Below are 17421 nucleotides of genomic sequence, written 5' to 3' on the forward strand. Positions count from 1 at the left end.
CTAACCGGCCTGTCTAGAATCAATTTCATGGCCACGAGAACCGACGCCCCCACGCGGCGCGAGCAGATCCTGAAGGAGGCCGCCCGGCTCTTCGCCGAGCGCGGCTTCCATGGAGTCGGAGTCGACGAGATAGGAGCCGCGGTCGGCATCAGCGGCCCCGGCCTCTACCGGCACTTCGCGGGCAAGGACGCGATGCTCGCCGAACTGCTCGTGGGCATCAGCGGGCAGCTCCTGACCGGTGGCAAGCGGTGTGTGGCCGACGTGGAGGGGGCACCCGAACGGGTGCTGGACGCGCTCATCCAGGGACACATCGACTTCGCCCTGGACGACCGCTCCCTCATCACCCTCCACGACCGCGAGCTTGACCGGCTGCGGGACAGTGACCGCAAGCTGGTCCGCCAGCTCCAGCGGCAGTACGTGGAGATCTGGGTCGACGTCGTGCGCAAGGTCTACCCGGACCTCGCCGAGAACGCGGCGCGGGTGGCCGTGCACGCGGTCTTCGGGCTGCTGAACTCCACGCCCCACCTCAGCCGCCGTGACGCCCTGCCCAGCCGCACGGCGATGTCGGACCTCCTGCACCGCCTCGCGCGCGGGGCGTTCGCCTCGGCGGTCACGCCCGCCGCCGAGTGACGTGCATCTCTGGACGCTCTGGTGACCGCCGGGTAACCTGCCCCTGAGCAAGCGCTTAGTCGCCGTAGGCAGAGGGAGCTTTCCGTGCGCCGTACCGTTTTCAATGAGGACCACGAGGCGTTCCGGGAGACCCTGCGCGCCTTCATCGAGGCCGAGGTCGTCCCCGTCCACGACGAGTGGTTCGCCGCGGGCCAGGTGCCGCGCGAGTTCTACTACAAGCTCGCCGAGCTGGGCCTCTTCGGCATCAACGTGCCCGAGGAGTTCGGCGGCGCCGGCCTGGACACCCACAAGTTCGAGGCCATCCAGTACGAGGAGACCGCCCGCGCGGGCGTCACCTTCGGCGGCTCCGGCGTCCACGTGCTGCTCGCCCTGCCCTACATCAAGGCGCTCGCCACCGACGAGCAGAAGAAGCGCTACCTGGAGAAGTTCGTCTCCGCCGAGGAGATGTGGGCCCTCGCGATGACCGAGCCGGGCACCGGCTCCGACCTCGCGGGCATGAAGAGCACCGCCAAGCTCTCCGAGGACGGCACGCACTACGTCCTCAACGGCTCCAAGACCTTCATCACCGGCGGCGTGCACGCCGACCGCGTGATCGTCTGCGCCCGCACCTCCGCGCCCACCGCCGAGGACCGCCGCTTCGGCATCTCCCTCTTCGCCGTCGACACCAAGTCCGAGGGCTACTCCATCGGCCGCAAGCTCGACAAGCTGGGCCTGAAGACCTCCGACACCGCCGAGCTGGCGTTCGTCGACGTGAAGGTCCCCGTGGAGGACCTCCTCGGTGAGGAGAACAAGGGCTTCTACTACCTGGGAAGCAATCTCCCCTCCGAGCGCTGGGGCATCGCCTACGGCGCGTACGCGCAGGCCAAGGCCGCCGTCCGGTTCGCCAAGGAGTACGTCCAGGACCGCACGGTCTTCGGCAAGACGGTCGCCTCCTTCCAGAACACCAAGTTCGAGCTGGCCGCCTGCCAGGCCGAGGTGGACGCCGCGGAGGCCGTCGCCGACCGCGCCCTCGAAGCTCTGGACCAGGGCGAGCTGACCGCCGCCGAGGCCGCATCCGCGAAGCTCTTCAACACCGAGGTCGCGCACCGCGTCATCGACAAGTGCCTCCAGCTGCACGGCGGCTACGGCTTCATGAACGAGTACCCCATCGCCCGCCTGTACGCGGACAACCGCGTCAACCGCATCTACGGCGGCACCAGCGAGGTCATGAAGATGATCATCGCGAAGAACATGGGCCTGTAGAGACCGCCCACCAGAGACGCCCGGTAGAACTGCCTTCATGAACCAGGCACTTGAAGCCCTCCTCGATCTGCTCGACCTGGAGCAGATCGAGGAGGACATCTTCCGGGGCGTGAGCCGCTCGGCGCTCGTGCCCCGCGTCTTCGGCGGCCAGGTCGCCGCACAGGCCCTCGTCGCCGCCGGACGCACCGTCCCCGACGACCGTCCCGCCCACTCCCTGCACGCGTACTTCCTGCGCCCCGGTGACCCCGGCGCGCCCATCGTGTACTCCGTCGACCGGATCCGCGACGGCCGCTCCTTCACCACGCGCCGCGTCGTCGCCGTCCAGCACGGGCAGCCGATCTTCCACCTCTCCGCCTCCTTCCAGACGTACGAGGAAGGGTTGGAGCACCAGGCGCAGATGCCGCCCGCGCTCGACCCGGAGACGCTCCCCACCGCCGCCGAGACGCTCCCGCAGCACCTCCCCAAGGAGGTCGCCGACCGGCTCCTGGAGACCCGCGCCGCCGTCGACCTGCGCTACGCCGACGCGCCGCCCTGGGCCACCGCCGGACAGCCCCGCGAGCCGCGCTCCCAGGTGTGGTTCCGCGCCAACGGCAAGCTCGCCGACTACGAGTCGGACCCCCTGCTGCACGTCTGCCTCGCCACGTACGTCTCCGACATGACGCTCCTGGACTCCGTGCTCCTCGCGCACGGCCGGGGCGGCTGGGCCGTCGGTGACGTCGTCGGCGCCTCCCTGGACCACGCCATGTGGTTCCACCGGCCCTTCCGTGCCGACGAGTGGCTCCTGTACGACCAGGAGTCGCCGTCGTCCTCCGGAGGCCGGGGCCTGGGCCAGGCGCGGATCTGGACGCAGGACGGGAAGCTGGCCGTCACCGTCATCCAGGAAGGCGTGATCCGGGTCCCGCGCTGACCCGGGGTTCGCATTCCCCACTGATCGGACATACCGTCCGATACATGAGTGAGCAGGCCGTCAGCGGCGCCCCGCAGCCGTCACAGCCGCCGGAAGGCGGCGGCGAGAGCACCTTCACCGTCATCGTCGCTGCCGTCGCCAACCTCGGTATCGCCCTGGCCAAGGCCGTCGCGGGCGTCATCAGCGGCTCCAGCGCCATGCTCTCCGAAGCGGCGCACTCGGTGGCCGACACCGTCACCGAGCTGATGCTGCTCGTCTCCCTGAAGGCCAGCGACAAGCCCGCCGACGAGGAGCACCCGCTCGGCTACGGAGGCGCCCGCTACATCTGGGCGCTCCTCGCCTCCGTCGCCACCTTCGTCGGCGGCGGCGTCTTCGCCGTCTACGACGGCATCCACACCCTCACGCACGGCGAGGACCCCGGCGACCCGCTCATCTCGTACATCGTCCTCGCCATCGCCTTCCTCCTGGAGGGCTACTCGCTGCGGACCGGCCTCAAGCAGGCGCGCGGCGAGGCCGACCGCTTCGGCGTGCACATCAAGCGCTACCTGCGCCACACCCCCGACACCGCGGTCAAGGCCGTCGTGATGGAGGACTCGGCGGCGCTGGTGGGCCTCGTGCTCGCCGCGGCCGGGCTCCTCGGCGGCCAGCTCACCGGGTCCGGCGTGTGGGACGGCGTCGCCTCGCTCTGCATCGGCGTGCTGCTCGTCTACGTCGCCTGGGTCCTCGGGCACGCCAACTCCGAGCTGCTCATCGGGCGACCGCTGCCCCACGGGATGCGGTCCGCGGTCCGCGCCGAACTCCTCGCCGACCCGCACGTCGTGGACGTACTGGAGCTGACCACGCTGCTCCAGGGCCCCAACGAGGCCCTGGTCGCCGCGAAGGTCGACTTCCGGGACATGTCGAGCGCCGCGGAGATCGAGCGTGCCTGCGACCGGATGGCGCGCCGCGTTCAGGAACGCTTCCCCGCCGTGCGGCGCGTGTACCTCGACCCGACGCCGGGCCCCGCTCAGGACCCGGGCGTCAGCCCCGCCGCGTCGAGCAGGTAGGCCGTCATCGGGTCGTAGTGGCGCGGGCTGGTGACGTGGTCGTCGAGCGGCACGGTCACCTGCACGGTGCCCTCGGCCTCGCCGATGAACAGCGCGGGGTCGTTGCAGTCCGCGTAGCCCACCGCGTCCAGGCCGCGCTGGCCCGCCCGGCCCGCCCAGCCGTGGTCGGCGACCACGAGGTCGGGCCGCGGGCGCCCCTCGCGCTCCAGGCCGTCCAGGATGGCGTTCATCGGCTCCGGGGAGTGCGTGTGCCACAGCGTCGCGCCGCGCTCCAGCATCGCCACGTCCGCGAACTGGAAGACCATGCCCTCGTCGGCCGTCAGGCCCTCGGGGATCACCACGATCTCGCAGCCCGCCGAGCGCAGGGCCGCGGCCGTCGCGCGGTGCACGTCCATCAGGCCGCCGGGGTGCCCGGTCGCGAAGAGCACGCGCTCCTTGCCGGCCGCCGCCTTGCGCAGCCGGGCCGCCATCCGGTCCAGGGCGTCGACCGTCAGCTCCGGGTCGATGGTGTCCTGGCCGTGCCGGTACTGGGGGTCGTCGATGACGCCGCAGCGCTCGGCCATCACCGCGAGGACGTCCTGCTCGTCGGTCCAGCGGTCGCCGAGCTCCAGGCCGAGCCAGTAGTGGCGGTCGCCGTTCGCGAGCTTCCTGTAGTGGCTGAGGTTGTTCTCGCGGGGCGTGGCGACGTCGCCCGCGATGCGGGTGCGGACGAGGTGGTCGACGAGCGCGGCACGGGTGGGTATGGACATGGGCCCCATTGTGCCGTCGCTCGGGCCGCGGGGCCCCGGCGTCCCATCAGCCGGCCCTGTGATGTGTGTTGCCCTGGGGTGGCTGGTCGCGCCGTTCTCCGCGCCCCTCACGGGGCGCTCTTCAACGCGAACCACAGTTCCATGCGGACGTCCGGGTCGTTCAGGTCCGTGGCCAGGAGGGATTCGCAGCGGGCGATGCGCTGGCGGACCGTGTTGCGGTGGATGGAGAGGGCGAGGGCCGTGCGGTCCCAGCTGCCGTGCAGGGAGAGCCAGGTGCGCAGGGTCTGGGGCAGGGCCTCGTTGGTGGCCAGGGGGGCGAGGAGCACGCGTGCGTGGGCGGTGGCCTCCTCGGGGGCGATCAGGGCCGTGACACCGTTCTCGTGGTGGCGGACGAGGGGGACGCGGGTGGCCTCGGCGCGGCGCAGGGCGCGGGCCGCCTGGGCGTCGGCGGCGGCCAGGTCGGCCACGGCCGCCGGGGCGGAGAGGCCGAGCGTCCAGCCGTCGGCCGGGGCGATGTCGCGGTCGGCGGGGACCAGGAGACGTACGTCCGCCTCGTCCCCGGGGTCCACGAGCGCGCTGCCCAGGGCGGCGGCGAGCGCGGACGCGGCCAGCGGGGTGTGCTCCCCGCGCGCGTGCGCCACGGTCCACGGACCGCTGCCCAGGAGAGGGCCGATGTCCTCGGGGGAGGCGCCGAGCAGGAGTCGTACGAGGGCCGTCGAACGGGCCGCCTCGGAGGTGCTCTGGTGTTCGCCGGTGAGCAGCGAGAGCAGGACGACGGCGGCCCCCGCGATGGTGTGGTCGCCCGGCTCGCGGCGGTCCGTGGCGACGCCGAGGGCGAAGCCCCGGCCGCCGCCGAGCGCGTAGGCGGCCAGGTGGGTGGGGCCGGCCGTGTCGGCGGCGGACGCCGGGGCGGGCGCGGTGCGGCGCACGACGCCGGTCAGTTCGCGCAGCGCCGCTCGCGCGGGCTGCTCCGTGTGGCCCGCCGTCTGCAGCTCCGTCCCGTCGGGTCCGTAGAGGGCCGTGAGGCCGCCGAGGCGCGCCGCCAGCTGGCGCAGGACGGCGGGGACCGGGTCGGGGCGGGCCGCGGCTGTGGCGAGGCCCTGCTGGGCCTCCGTGACCCGGCGCAGCTCCGTGTGCCTGGCCTCGGCCATCAGCCGCCACACCGCCCGGGCGACCCCGCTGAACGTGGTGCGCGGCGGGACCTCCAGGAGCGGCAGCCCGTAGTGGTCGCAGGCCTCCAGCAGGGCGCGCGGCACCGTGTCGTGCACGGGGGCGACGCCGAAGCCGAGGGCCGCGCCGCCCGCCGCGACGATGCGGGCCACGTAGGCGTCGAGGTAGTCGCCCGCCGGGTCGGTGATGTGCACGCCCGCCGTGAGCAGCAGCTCGCCGCCCAGCAGGTACGGGTAGGGGTCCGTCATCTCGGAGGTGTGCACCCACTGCACGGCCGTGCCCGCCGCCCGCGCCCCGGGCCCGGCGATCTGCCGCAGGCCCAGGTCCTCGCGGGCGAGCAGCGCGGTGAGCGGGACGGGCGGGGTGGGCGGGGCTGCGGGGTCGGTCATGGTGGATGTTCCATCCGGATCAATCGCGGCGAGTGGAGGAAACGTACACTTCAGCGTTGCTTTCCGGCCACCTAAGGTCGTGCCGACCGGAGGCCGCGGGTACGGGCGGATGTCCCCGCGGCCGGTCCTCATCCCCATCTGCACGACACGCCACCGAGGTGCGCGAAGGAGGCCCCCCTTATGGCCGTCGACTACACAGTGATCGTCGTCTATCTCGCAGGGATGCTGGCCATGGGCTGGTGGGGCATGCGCCGCGCCAAGTCCAAGTCGGAGTTCCTGGTCGCGGGGCGCCGCCTCGGGCCGTGGATGTACTCCGGGACCATGGCCGCGATCGTCCTCGGCGGCGCCTCCACCATCGGCGGCGTCGGCCTCGGCTACCAGTACGGGCTCTCCGGCGCCTGGATGGTCTTCACCATCGGCCTCGGCCTGCTCGCGCTGAGCGTCTTCTTCTCGGCCCGCATCGCGCGCCTGAAGGTGTACACGGTCTCCGAGATGCTCGACCTGCGCTACGGCGGGCGCGCGGGCGTCATCTCCGGAGTGGTCATGTGGGCGTACACGCTGATGCTCGCGGTCACCTCGACCATCGCGTACGCCACGATCTTCGACGTCCTCTTCGACGTGAACCGCACCGTGGCGATCGTCATCGGCGGCTCGATCGTCGTCGCGTACTCCACGCTCGGCGGCATGTGGTCCATCACCCTCACCGACATGGTGCAGTTCGTGGTGAAGACCATCGGCGTGCTGCTGCTCCTGCTGCCCATCGCCGTGGTCAAGGCGGGCGGCTTCAGTGAGATGAAGGCCAAACTGCCCACCGAGTACTTCGACCCGCTGGGCGTCGGCGGCGAGACGATCTTCACGTACGTGCTGATCTACACGTTCGGCATGCTCATCGGGCAGGACATCTGGCAGCGCGTCTTCACCGCCCGCAGCGACAAGGTCGCCCGCTACGGAGGCACGGTCGCCGGCACGTACTGCCTGGTCTACGCGATCGCGGGCGCCGTCATCGGCACCGCGGCCAAGGTCATGTACCCGAAGCTGCCGAGCGCCGACGCGGCCTTCGCGACCATCGTCAAGGACGAACTGCCCATGGGCGTGCGCGGCCTGGTCCTCGCGGCCGCCCTCGCCGCGGTGATGTCGACGTCCTCCGGCGCGCTCATCGCGTGCGCGACCGTCGCCAACAACGACATCTGGTCGCGGCTGCGGGGCGTCGTGACGTCCGACGCGGGCGACGGGCCGCACGACGAGGTCAAGGGCAACCGCGCCTTCATCCTCGCCATGGGCGTCGTCGTCATCGTCATCGCCATCGCCCTCAACGACGTCGTCCAGGCGCTGACCGTCGCCTACAACCTGCTCGTCGCCGGGCTGCTCGTGCCGATCCTCGGCGGGCTGCTGTGGCGGCGCGGGACGGCGCCCGGCGCGCTGGCGGCCGTCGCCGCCGGCGGGCTCTCCGTCATCGGGCTGATGTGGGGGTACGGCATCCTCGCCAACGAACCCGTCTACTACGGCCTGTTGATCTCGCTGGCCGTGTACGTCGTCGTCTCCCTCGCCACCCGGCCGACCGACGCCGCGGTGCTCGCCGCCTGGCGCGAGCGTCTCGCGGGGCGTGGCACGGAGCCCGTGGCCGAGACGGCCCCCGTACCTCAGTAGAGTCATAAACGCTCACAAAGCGCATCGAAGCGTAAGAAGGAAGGCACTCCATGAGCAGCAACGAGACGCCCCGCGGCCCCGTCGACTCCTCCCGCGTCCCGCGGTACGCGGGTCCGGCGACGTACGCCCGCCTGCCCCGCCTCGACGAGGTCGGCGGCACGACGGACATCGCGGTGGTCGGCGTGCCCTTCGACACCGGCGTCTCGTACCGCCCCGGCGCCCGCTTCGGCGGCAACGCGATCCGCGAGGCGTCGCGCCTCCTGCGCCCCTACAACCCGGCGCAGGACGCCTCGCCCTTCGCGCTCGCGCAGGTCGCCGACGCGGGCGACATAGCGGCCAACCCGTTCAACATCAACGAGGCCGTGGAGACGATCGAGGCCGCCGCCGACGACCTCCTCGGCTCCGGCGCCCGCATGATGACGCTCGGCGGCGACCACACCATCGCGCTGCCGCTGCTGCGCTCGGTCGCCAAGAAGCACGGCCCGGTCGCGCTCCTCCACTTCGACGCCCACCTGGACACCTGGGACACCTACTTCGGCGCCGAGTACACCCACGGCACGCCGTTCCGCCGGGCCGTCGAGGAGGGCATCCTCGACACCGAGGCGCTTTCCCACGTCGGCACGCGCGGCCCGCTGTACGGCAAGAAGGATCTCACCGACGACGAGAAGATGGGCTTCGGCATCGTCACCTCGGCGGACATCTACCGCCGCGGCGCCGACGAGGTCGCCGACCAGCTGCGCCAGCGCATCGGCGACCGCCCGCTGTACATCTCCATCGACATCGACTGCCTCGACCCGGCCCACGCGCCCGGCACCGGCACCCCCGAGGCGGGCGGCATGACCTCCCGCGAGCTCCTGGAGATCCTGCGGGGCCTCGCCTCCTGCAACCTCGTCTCGGCGGACGTCGTCGAGGTCGCCCCCGCCTACGACCACGCGGAGATCACGGCCGTCGCCGCCTCCCACACCGCGTACGAACTGACCACGATCATGTCCCGCCAGATCGCGGAGGCCCGCGGGACGGGGAGCGAGAAGTGACCCACGACCACGACGTCGTCCTGAAGCCCACCGCGGCCCAGACCGAGGCGGCCCTCAACCCGGCCCCCGGGCGCAACGGCGGCGACCTCGTCGTCGAGACCCTCCAGGGCCTCGGCGCCACGACGGTCTTCGGCCTGCCCGGCCAGCACGCGCTCGGCATGTTCGACGCGCTGCGCCGCTCCTCGCTCTCGTACGTCGGGTTCCGCGTCGAGAACAACACGGGCTTCGCCGCGGACGCCTACGGCCGGATCACCGGCGAGGTCGCCCCGCTGCTGCTCTCCACCGGGCCCGGCGCGCTCACCTCGCTCGCCGCGCTCCAGGAGGCCGCGGCGGGATCGTCCCCGGTCCTCGCCATCGGCAGCCAGGTCCCGGTCGCCGGGCTCGGCGGTGGGCGCCACGGCTACCTGCACGAACTCCGCGACCAGCAGGCGTCCTTCCGCGACGTCGTGAAGTCCGTCCACCCGGTCCGCACGGCCTCGCAGATCCCCTCCGCGATCGCCGCGGCCTGGGAGTCGGCGCTCACCGCACCGCACGGCCCGGTCTGGGTGGAGATCCCGCAGGACGTGCTGCTCGCCGCGACGACGCTGCCGGCCGTCACCGCGATGGACGCGACGCCCGAGGAGGTCGTGCCGCGCCCCGAGCTGACCGCGGTCGCCGCCGACCTGCTCGCCCGCGCCGAGCGCCCGGCGATCATCGCGGGCGGCGGAGTCGTGCGCGCGGACGCCTCGGGCAAACTGCTCGCGCTCGCCGAACTGGTGAACGCTCCCGTCGTCACGACCTTCGGCGGCAAGGGCGCCTTCCCCTGGGAGCACCCGCTCTCGCTCCAGTCGTGGCTGGAGGACCGCCACACCACCGACTTCCTTGAGGACGCGGACGTTCTCCTGGTGATCGGCTCGGGTCTCGGCGAGCTCTCCTCGAACTACCACACGTTCACGCCACGCGGCCGGGTCATCCAGATCGAGGCGGACGCCGGGAAGCTGGAGTCCAACCACCCCGCCCTCGGCATCCACGCGGACGCCCGCATCGCCCTGTCCGCGCTCCTGGAGACGATCGAGACGCCCCGCGAGGACCCCACGGCGCCCGAGCGGGTGTCCGCCGTCCTCGGGAAGGTCCGCGAGCGGATCGCCGCCCAGGACCTCACCCTGGAGCAGCAGGTGCTGGCCGCCGTCCGCGAGGCCCTGCCGGACGCGGCGCCGTCCTTCTGGGACATGACGATCCTGGCGTACTGGGCGTGGTCGGCGTTCGACGCGCGGCGCCCGAACACCATGCACTCGGGGCAGGGCGCGGGCGGCCTCGGCTACGGCTTCCCCGCGGCGCTGGGCGCGGCGGCCGCGGACCCCTCGCACCCGGTCCTCGCGGTCTCCGGCGACGGCGGCGCGATGTACTCGATCGCGGAACTGGCCACGGCGCGGCAGTACAACCTGCCGGTGACCTGGTTGATCGTCGACGACGGCGGCTACGGCATCCTGCGCGAGTACATGTCCGACGCCTTCGGCGAGGCGACCGCCACGGAGCTCTCGCGGCCCGACTTCGTCAAGCTCGCGGAGTCCTTCGGGGTGCCCGGCGTGCGGACGACGCCGGAGACGCTCCGGGACGACCTGGCGAAGGCGCTGGCCGAGCCCGGCCCCTCCGTAGTGGTGCTCCCGGCCCTGCTGCGGATGTTCGCGCCGACGCATCTGGGGTGATCCTGGCAGGTGCGGGCCGGCCTCACGGACGGCCCGCACACCACCTGATCGAACGCGTGTCCGAGGAACGTCCGGGCCCCAGGTCGTCAGTCCAAAGACCTGTCTTTGTTGCGGCGGGATGAAATCCCGCACCCCCCGTGTTGGGCCTCTCGGCAGGTCAGGTCGACGGGAGGCAACACGTGGCGGAGCAACGGGGTGGCGTCGAGCGGGAGAAATCCGGCTGGGCGAAACGGCTGACCGGATACGCGTGGCGGTATCCGAAGGACGTCGTGCTGGCGCTCGGGTCCTCACTGGCGGGCATGGCCGTCATGGCCCTCGTGCCGCTGATCACCAAGGTGATCATCGACGACGTCATCGGCCAGGACGGCCACGGCGGCGGGCGCTCCATGGGCCCCTGGGCCGGCGCGCTGATCGGCGCCGCCGTCCTCGTCTACATCGCCACCTACATACGCCGGTACTACGGCGGCCGCCTCGCCCTCGACGTCCAGCACGACCTGCGCACCGACATGTACGGGACGATCACCAAGCTCGACGGACGGCGCCAGGACGAGCTCTCCACCGGACAGGTCGTCGGGCGCGCCACCAGTGACCTGCAGCTCATCCAGGGCCTGCTCTTCATGCTGCCGATGACCATCGGCAACATCCTGCTCTTCGTGATCTCCCTGGGGATCATGGCGTGGCTCTCCCTGCCGCTCACCCTCGTCGCCCTCGCCGTCGCCCCCGCCCTGTGGGTCATCGCCCGCCGCTCCCGCTCCCGTCTGCACCCCGCCACCTGGTACGCGCAGGCCCAGGCCGCCGCGGTGGCCGGGGTCGTCGACGGCGCCGTCAGCGGCGTACGCGTGGTGAAGGGCTTCGGGCAGGAGGAGCAGGAGACAGGGAAGCTCCGCGAGGTCGGGCGCAAGCTCTTCGCCGGGCGGCTGCGCACCGTCCGCCTCAACTCCCGCTACACCCCGGCCCTCCAGGCCGTCCCCATGCTCGGCCAGGTCGCCATGCTCGCCCTCGGCGGCTGGCTCGCGGTCAAGGGCGAGATCACGCTCGGCACGTTCGTGGCCTTCTCCACCTACCTCGCCCAGCTCGTCGGACCCGTGCGGATGCTCGCCATGGTCCTGACCGTCGGGCAGCAGGCCCGCGCCGGCGTCGAGCGCGTGCTCGAACTCATCGACACCGAGCCGAGCATGGCGGACGGCCGCAAGGAGCTGCCCGCCGACGCCCCGGCGACCGTCGAGTTCGACGACGTCTCCTTCGCCTACGAGGACGACCGCCCCGTCCTCGACGGCCTCTCCTTCGAGATACGCCCCGGCGAGACCCTCGCCGTCGTCGGCTCCTCCGGCAGCGGCAAGTCCACCGTCTCGCTGCTCCTGCCGCGCTTCTACGACGTGACGCACGGCGCCGTCCTCGTCGCGGGCCACGACGTGCGCGAGCTGACCCTGGACTCCCTGCGGTCCGCCATCGGACTCGTGCCCGAGGACTCCTTCCTCTTCTCCGAGACCGTCGGCGCCAACATCGCCTACGGACACCCCGAGGCGACCCGCGAGCAGATCGAGACCGCCGCGCGCGCCGCCCAGGCCCACGGCTTCATATCCGACCTGCCCGAGGGGTACGACACCAAGGTCGGCGAGCAGGGCCTGACCCTCTCCGGCGGCCAGCGCCAGCGCATCGCACTCGCCCGCGCCATCCTCACCGACCCCCGCCTCCTCGTCCTCGACGACGCCACGTCCGCGGTGGACGCGCGCGTGGAGCACGAGATCCACGAGGCGCTGCGGGCCGTGATGGCCGGACGCACGACGCTCCTCATCGCCCACCGCCGCTCCACCCTCGGCCTCGCCGACCGCATCGCCGTCCTCGACGACGGGCGCCTCGCCGACCTCGGCACGCACGAGGAGCTGGCGGAGCGCTCCGCCCTCTACCGGCGGCTGCTCACCGACCCCGACGAGCTCGGCGGCGTCTCGCCGGGCCACACGCTCCCCGCCGACCTGCCCGAGGACACCTCCGTACGCGCCGAGCTCGACGCTGAGTTCGACGCCGAGCGCGGCATCACGCCCGCGCTGTGGACCGGCGACCGCGAGCCCAAGGACGCCGCGCTCGCCGGGATGCCCTCCACACCCGAGCTCCTCGCCCAGGTCGACGCGCTGCCCCCGGCGAACGACACCCCCGGCATCGACGAGGCGCGGGCCGTGACGCCCGAGGAGTCGTACGGGCTGCGCAGGCTGCTCGCCGGATTCGGCGTGCCGCTCCTGTTCAGCCTGCTGCTCGTCGCCGTCGACGCGGGCATGGGGCTGCTGCTCCCGGTCCTGATCCGGCACGGCATCGACGAGGGCGTCAACCGGCTGGCGCTCGGCGCCGTCTGGGCCGCCGCCGGGCTCGCGCTCGCCGCCGTCGTCGTGCAGTGGGCGGCGCAGACCGGCGAGACGCGGATGACCGGACGGACCGGCGAGCGGGTCCTCTACTCGCTGCGCCTGAAGATCTTCTCGCAGCTCCAGCGGCTCGGCCTCGACTACTACGAGCGGGAGCTGACCGGGCGCATCATGACCCGGATGACGACCGACGTGGACGCCCTGTCGACGTTCCTGCAGACCGGGCTCGTCACCGCGTTCGTCTCCGTCGTCACCTTCTTCGGCATCATGGTCGCCCTGCTCGTCATCGACGTACAGCTCGCGCTCGTCGTCTTCGCCACGCTGCCACTGCTCGTCGTCGGCACGTACTTCTTCCGCAAGTCCAGCGTGAAGGCGTACGAACTGGCGCGCGAGCGGGTCTCCGTGGTCAACGCCGACCTCCAGGAGTCCGTCGCCGGGCTGCGCATCGTGCAGGCCTTCCGGCGCGAGAGGGCGGGCGCCGAGCGGTTCGCCCGCAACAGCGACAGCTACCGCCAGGCCCGCATCCGCGGCCAGTGGCTCATCTCGGTCTACTTCCCGTTCGTGCAGTTCCTGTCGTCCGTCGCCGTCGTCGCGGTCCTCATCGTGGGCGCGGGGCGGGTCGAGGCGGGCACGCTGACGACCGGCGCGCTCGTCGCCTACCTCCTCTACATCGACCTGTTCTTCGCCCCCGTGCAGCAGCTCTCCCAGGTCTTCGACGGCTACCAGCAGGCCACCGTCTCGCTCGGCCGCATCCAGGAGCTGCTCCAGGAGCCGACGTCGACGAAGGCCGCCGACGAGCCGATGGAGGTCCTCTCGCTGCGCGGCGAGATCGCCTTCGAGGACGTCGACTTCGCGTACGCGGCCACCGGCGATGGCGCGCCCGAGGAGGCGCTCAGCGACGTACGCCTGCGGATACCCGCCGGCCAGACCGTCGCCTTCGTCGGCGAGACCGGCGCGGGCAAGTCGACGCTCGTCAAACTCGTCGCCCGCTTCTACGACCCCACCGGCGGCCGGGTCACGGTGGACGGCACGGACCTGCGCTCCCTCGACCTCACCTCGTACCGCCACCGCCTGGGCGTCGTGCCGCAGGAGGCGTACCTCTTCGCGGGCACGGTCCGCGACGCCATCGCCTACGGCCGCCCCGACGCCACCGACGCCCAGGTCGAGGCCGCCGCCCGCGCGGTCGGCGCGCACGACATGATCGCCACGCTGGACGGCGGCTACCTCCACGAGGTCACCGAGCGGGGCCGCAACCTCTCCGCGGGACAGCGCCAGCTGATCGCGCTGGCCCGCGCCGAGCTGGTCGACCCCGACGTCCTGCTGCTCGACGAGGCGACCGCCGCGCTCGACCTCGCCACGGAGGCGCAGGTCAACCAGGCCACCGACCGCATCGCGGGACGGCGCACCACGCTGGTCGTCGCCCACCGCCTGACCACCGCGGCCCGCGCCGACCGCGTCGTCGTGATGGACCACGGCCGGGTCGCCGAGGACGGCACGCACGAGGAACTCCTCGCGCTGGACGGGCGCTACGCGCGCCTCTGGCGGACCTTCGTGGGCGAGCCGGTGGAAGCGGCCTGAGGACCGGACGGAGAGGGCCCGGGGACCCGACGGCAAAAGCCGGGAGAACGCGCAACCGCACGGGCTGTGGACTGCGTCCGTACATCAGTACGCTGAGGCCGAAGTGGCGGGAGGGGCAACCGTGAGCAGTGGTGGGAGCAGAGGTCGCACACGACGGTGGCTGACGCTCGGCACCGCCGTGCTCGCCGCCGCCGTCCTGCTCGCCCTCGCGGGCCCCGGCACCGCGTCGGCGGAGGCCGCCGCCAACAAGGGCTGCGCGGGCCGCAAGGTGCGTACGCTCCCCTTCAGCACCGGCCGGGTCGACGTCTTCAAGTCCCGCGGCTACATCTGCGCCGTGGCCCTCGCCAAGAACCCCGGCGCCCGCAAGACCATGTCCGTCAGCGTCAAGGCGCGCGGTGGCCGCCCCGCCCGCGACAAGGGCAGGTACACCCACCGCGCGGGCCCCGTGACCGTCCACGCGGGCCACCGCTGCGTGTGGGTCAAGGGCAAGATCGGCGGGCGCGGGGTCAGTTCGGGCTGGATCCTCTGCTGATGCCGCCCCGCGGCGCCGCCAACTCCCCTCTGGTGCGGACCCAGTTGCTCCGTTAGGTTCCGGGGCATTGCTGTGTCGACAGGGGAGGGTGCATGCGCAAGGCGCTCAGATGGGTGCTGTCGCTCGTCGTGCTGATAGGCACGGTGGGCGCGGCCGGAGCGACGTCCGGGGCGGCCACAGCCGCGGAACCGGGCACCACCAGTACCAAGAGCACCACGAGCGGTACCAGCACCACGAGCGGTACCAGTACTGACATCAAGGACAGGCTGCTCGCCATACCCGGCATGAGCCTGATCGAGGAGAAGCCGTATCCCGGCTACCGGTTCTTCGTCCTCAACTACACCCAGCCGGTGGACCACCGGCACCCGTCCAAGGGCACCTTCAAGCAGCGCCTGACGGTGCTGCACAAGGACACCAGCCGCCCCACGGTGTACTACACCAGCGGCTACAGCGTCTCCACGAGCCCCAGCCGCCGCGAGCCGACACAGATCGTCGACGGCAACCAGATCTCCATGGAGTACCGCTTCTTCACGCCCTCGCGCCCGGAGCCGGCCGACTGGACCAAGCTCGACATCTGGCAGGCCGCCACCGACCAGCACCGCATCTACCAGGCGCTCAAGCCGATCTACGGCAAGAAGTGGCTGGCCACCGGCATCTCCAAGGGCGGCATGACGGCCACCTACTACGAGCGCTTCTACCCGCGTGACATGGCGGGCATCGTCTCCTACGTGGCGCCCAACGACGTCGTCGACAAGGAGGACTCGGCCTACGACAGGTTCCTCGCGCGCGTCGGCACCAAGGAGTGCCGCGACAGGATCCAGGCCGTGCAGCGCGAGGCGCTGGTCCGCAGGGAACCGCTGTCGGCGAAGCTCGCGGCCCTCGCCGGGACCGAGGGCTACACCTTCAAGACCGTCGGCACCCTGGACAAGGCCTTCGAAGCGGTCGTCATGGACCTCGTGTGGGGCTTCTGGCAGTACCAGCCCGCCGCCACCGCCTGCGGGCAGATCCCGGACGCGGCCACCATGACCGACCAGGCGCTCTTCGACTACGTCGACTCGGTGGGCGGCTGGTCCTCCTACGCCGACCAGGGCCTCACCCCCTACACGCCGTACTACTACCAGGCGGGCACGGAGCTCGGCGCGCCCACCATCAAGCAGCCCTGGCTCGGCGACCTGAGCCGGTACGGGTACCAGCCGCCGCGGAACTTCGTGCCGCGCGAGATCCCGATGAAGTTCAAGCCGTACGCGATGCAGGACGTGGACCGGTGGGTGCGGCACGACGCGCACCGGATGATGTACGTCTACGGCGAGTACGACCCGTACGGCGCCGAGAAGTTCCGTCCCGCGCGCGGCGCCAAGCACGACAGCCACGTCTTCGTCGCACCCGGCGCGAACCACGGCGCGACGGTCTCGCAGCTCGTCGCCGGCCAGAAGGCGAAGGCGACGGAGCGGATCCAGACATGGGCCGGGGTGTCCTCGCCGTCGGACGAGCCGCTGGCTCCGTACGACAAGAAGCTGGACCGGCGGGACGTGAAGAAGGAGATGACGCTGCGGCCGTGACGGCGTGAGCGAGCCGAGCCGAGGCGAATTGAGCTGAGGTGAGCTGAGGCGAGGTCAAGTGAGGGGGCCGGTGCGATGGTGATGCGCCGGCCCCCTCCACCGTCGTGACACCCGTGCGTCAGACCCGTGCCGCGCACCCGACCGGGCGCGCGCCGCCCAGCGTCACGTAGAGCGCGGTCGCGGTCCCGCAGCCCGACCGGTCCCGCTCCGCCGACGTCACGCGGTACTCGGGGCGCCGCTTGCCGGAGCCGTCGCAGGCCGTCTCCCGCACCTCGCCGCGCCCCGCGCCGTACACGCAGTCCCCGACGACGGTCCGCGGGCCGCCGCCGCGACCGGGGTCGCCGGGGTGCGGCGGCTCCAGGTTGCGCATGCAGGCGTAGCCCTGCGGGACCTCGCCGTCGCCGTTCTCGTCGACGGCCGGCCTGCTCTCGCTGATATGCAGCACGAAGTCCGTGCGCGCGGGGCACAAGGGGCCCTGTCTGACCTTGCCGTCGTAGCGCGCGACGACCCGCGCGGCCGCCCGCTCGCTGCCGCACGGCACCTCCGTGAACGCCTTCCCGCGCCGCGAACTGCACGCGCGGACGGAGAGGAACACCGTGCCGGAACCGGTGGGGGACGTGGCGGCGGGAGTGGTTCGGTCGGACGTTCGTCGTGACGCGCCCAGGTCCGAACCCGGACGTGGACCGGAGCCCGAGGTGTCGGGCTTCTGGCAGCCTGTCAGGGACGGCGTGACGGTGAGCAGCAGCGTGCAGCACACCCACACGGCCGCACGCGGCCACCCTGTGGTGCAGGCATTCATGGCCAACCCCCCGACACGTGCACCCAGCGTGACCCGTCGAAGCGGGCGCACGCCAGGTGTGCGGGGGGCTTTGGGTCTCTTGGGGGTCGTGTGCCCGGGG

13 protein-coding genes are annotated in these 17421 nt (G+C 72.1%); 10 read left to right on the forward strand and 3 right to left on the reverse strand.

Annotated features, from left to right (window positions below; all coding sequences use genetic code 11):
* Nucleotides 1-27 precede the first annotated feature (27 nt).
* From ACZ592_RS27045 to ACZ592_RS27060, 4 genes are all read left to right on the forward strand, one after another.
* Nucleotides 28-630, forward strand: coding sequence for an SACE_7040 family transcriptional regulator (locus ACZ592_RS27045; protein ID WP_471584231.1), 603 nt, complete (start codon nucleotides 28-30; stop codon nucleotides 628-630).
* An 84-nt stretch (nucleotides 631-714) separates the two neighbouring features.
* Nucleotides 715-1872, forward strand: a complete 1158-nt coding sequence (locus ACZ592_RS27050; protein ID WP_471584232.1) for an acyl-CoA dehydrogenase family protein — start codon at nucleotides 715-717, stop codon at nucleotides 1870-1872.
* Nucleotides 1873-1909: 37 nt separating this feature from the next.
* Complete coding sequence (locus tag ACZ592_RS27055; protein ID WP_471584233.1) at nucleotides 1910-2779, forward strand: acyl-CoA thioesterase; 870 nt, start codon at nucleotides 1910-1912, stop codon at nucleotides 2777-2779.
* A gap of 44 nt (nucleotides 2780-2823) precedes the next feature.
* A complete protein-coding gene (locus ACZ592_RS27060; RefSeq protein ID WP_471584234.1) occupies nucleotides 2824-3825 on the forward strand; it encodes a cation diffusion facilitator family transporter in 1002 nt (333 codons plus the stop codon).
* On the opposite strand, the gene ACZ592_RS27065 is transcribed toward ACZ592_RS27060, so the two are convergent.
* Complete coding sequence (locus tag ACZ592_RS27065; protein ID WP_471584235.1) at nucleotides 3786-4583, reverse strand: phosphatase; 798 nt, start codon at nucleotides 4581-4583, stop codon at nucleotides 3786-3788. The genes ACZ592_RS27060 and ACZ592_RS27065 overlap by 40 nt on opposite strands.
* A 98-nt stretch (nucleotides 4584-4681) precedes the next feature.
* On the reverse strand, nucleotides 4682-6133 hold the full coding sequence (locus ACZ592_RS27070; RefSeq protein ID WP_471584236.1) for a PucR family transcriptional regulator: 1452 nt from the start codon (nucleotides 6131-6133) through the stop codon (nucleotides 4682-4684).
* A 180-nt stretch (nucleotides 6134-6313) separates the two neighbouring features.
* On the opposite strand from ACZ592_RS27070, the gene ACZ592_RS27075 reads away from it, so the two are divergent.
* The 6 genes from ACZ592_RS27075 (at nucleotide 6314) to ACZ592_RS27100 (ending at nucleotide 16522) form a co-directional block, all read left to right on the forward strand.
* Complete coding sequence (locus ACZ592_RS27075; RefSeq protein ID WP_471584237.1) at nucleotides 6314-7780, forward strand: sodium:solute symporter family protein; 1467 nt, start codon at nucleotides 6314-6316, stop codon at nucleotides 7778-7780.
* A gap of 50 nt (nucleotides 7781-7830) precedes the next feature.
* On the forward strand, nucleotides 7831-8814 hold the full coding sequence (speB, locus tag ACZ592_RS27080) for an agmatinase (RefSeq protein ID WP_471584238.1): 984 nt from the start codon (nucleotides 7831-7833) through the stop codon (nucleotides 8812-8814).
* Nucleotides 8811-10499, forward strand: coding sequence for a thiamine pyrophosphate-binding protein (locus ACZ592_RS27085; RefSeq protein ID WP_471584239.1), 1689 nt, complete (start codon nucleotides 8811-8813; stop codon nucleotides 10497-10499). The genes speB and ACZ592_RS27085 overlap by 4 nt, the downstream gene beginning before the upstream one ends.
* 179 nt (nucleotides 10500-10678) lie before the next feature.
* Nucleotides 10679-14431 carry an ABC transporter ATP-binding protein gene (locus ACZ592_RS27090; RefSeq protein ID WP_471584240.1) on the forward strand — a complete coding sequence of 1251 codons (3753 nt, stop codon included), beginning with the start codon at nucleotides 10679-10681 and terminating at the stop codon, nucleotides 14429-14431.
* A 121-nt stretch (nucleotides 14432-14552) separates the two neighbouring features.
* Nucleotides 14553-14963, forward strand: coding sequence for a hypothetical protein (locus ACZ592_RS27095; protein ID WP_471584241.1), 411 nt, complete (start codon nucleotides 14553-14555; stop codon nucleotides 14961-14963).
* Between the two features lie 92 nt (nucleotides 14964-15055).
* The gene (locus ACZ592_RS27100) at nucleotides 15056-16522 is read left to right on the forward strand and encodes an aminopeptidase (protein WP_471584242.1); all 1467 of its coding nucleotides are present in this window, start codon (nucleotides 15056-15058) and stop codon (nucleotides 16520-16522) included.
* A 118-nt stretch (nucleotides 16523-16640) separates the two neighbouring features.
* Here ACZ592_RS27100 and ACZ592_RS27105 read toward each other — a convergent pair whose 3' ends face one another.
* On the reverse strand, nucleotides 16641-17321 hold the full coding sequence (locus tag ACZ592_RS27105) for a hypothetical protein (RefSeq protein ID WP_471584243.1): 681 nt from the start codon (nucleotides 17319-17321) through the stop codon (nucleotides 16641-16643).
* Nucleotides 17322-17421 lie beyond the last annotated feature (100 nt).

The organism is Streptomyces sp. NPDC040622, assembly GCF_055593965.1.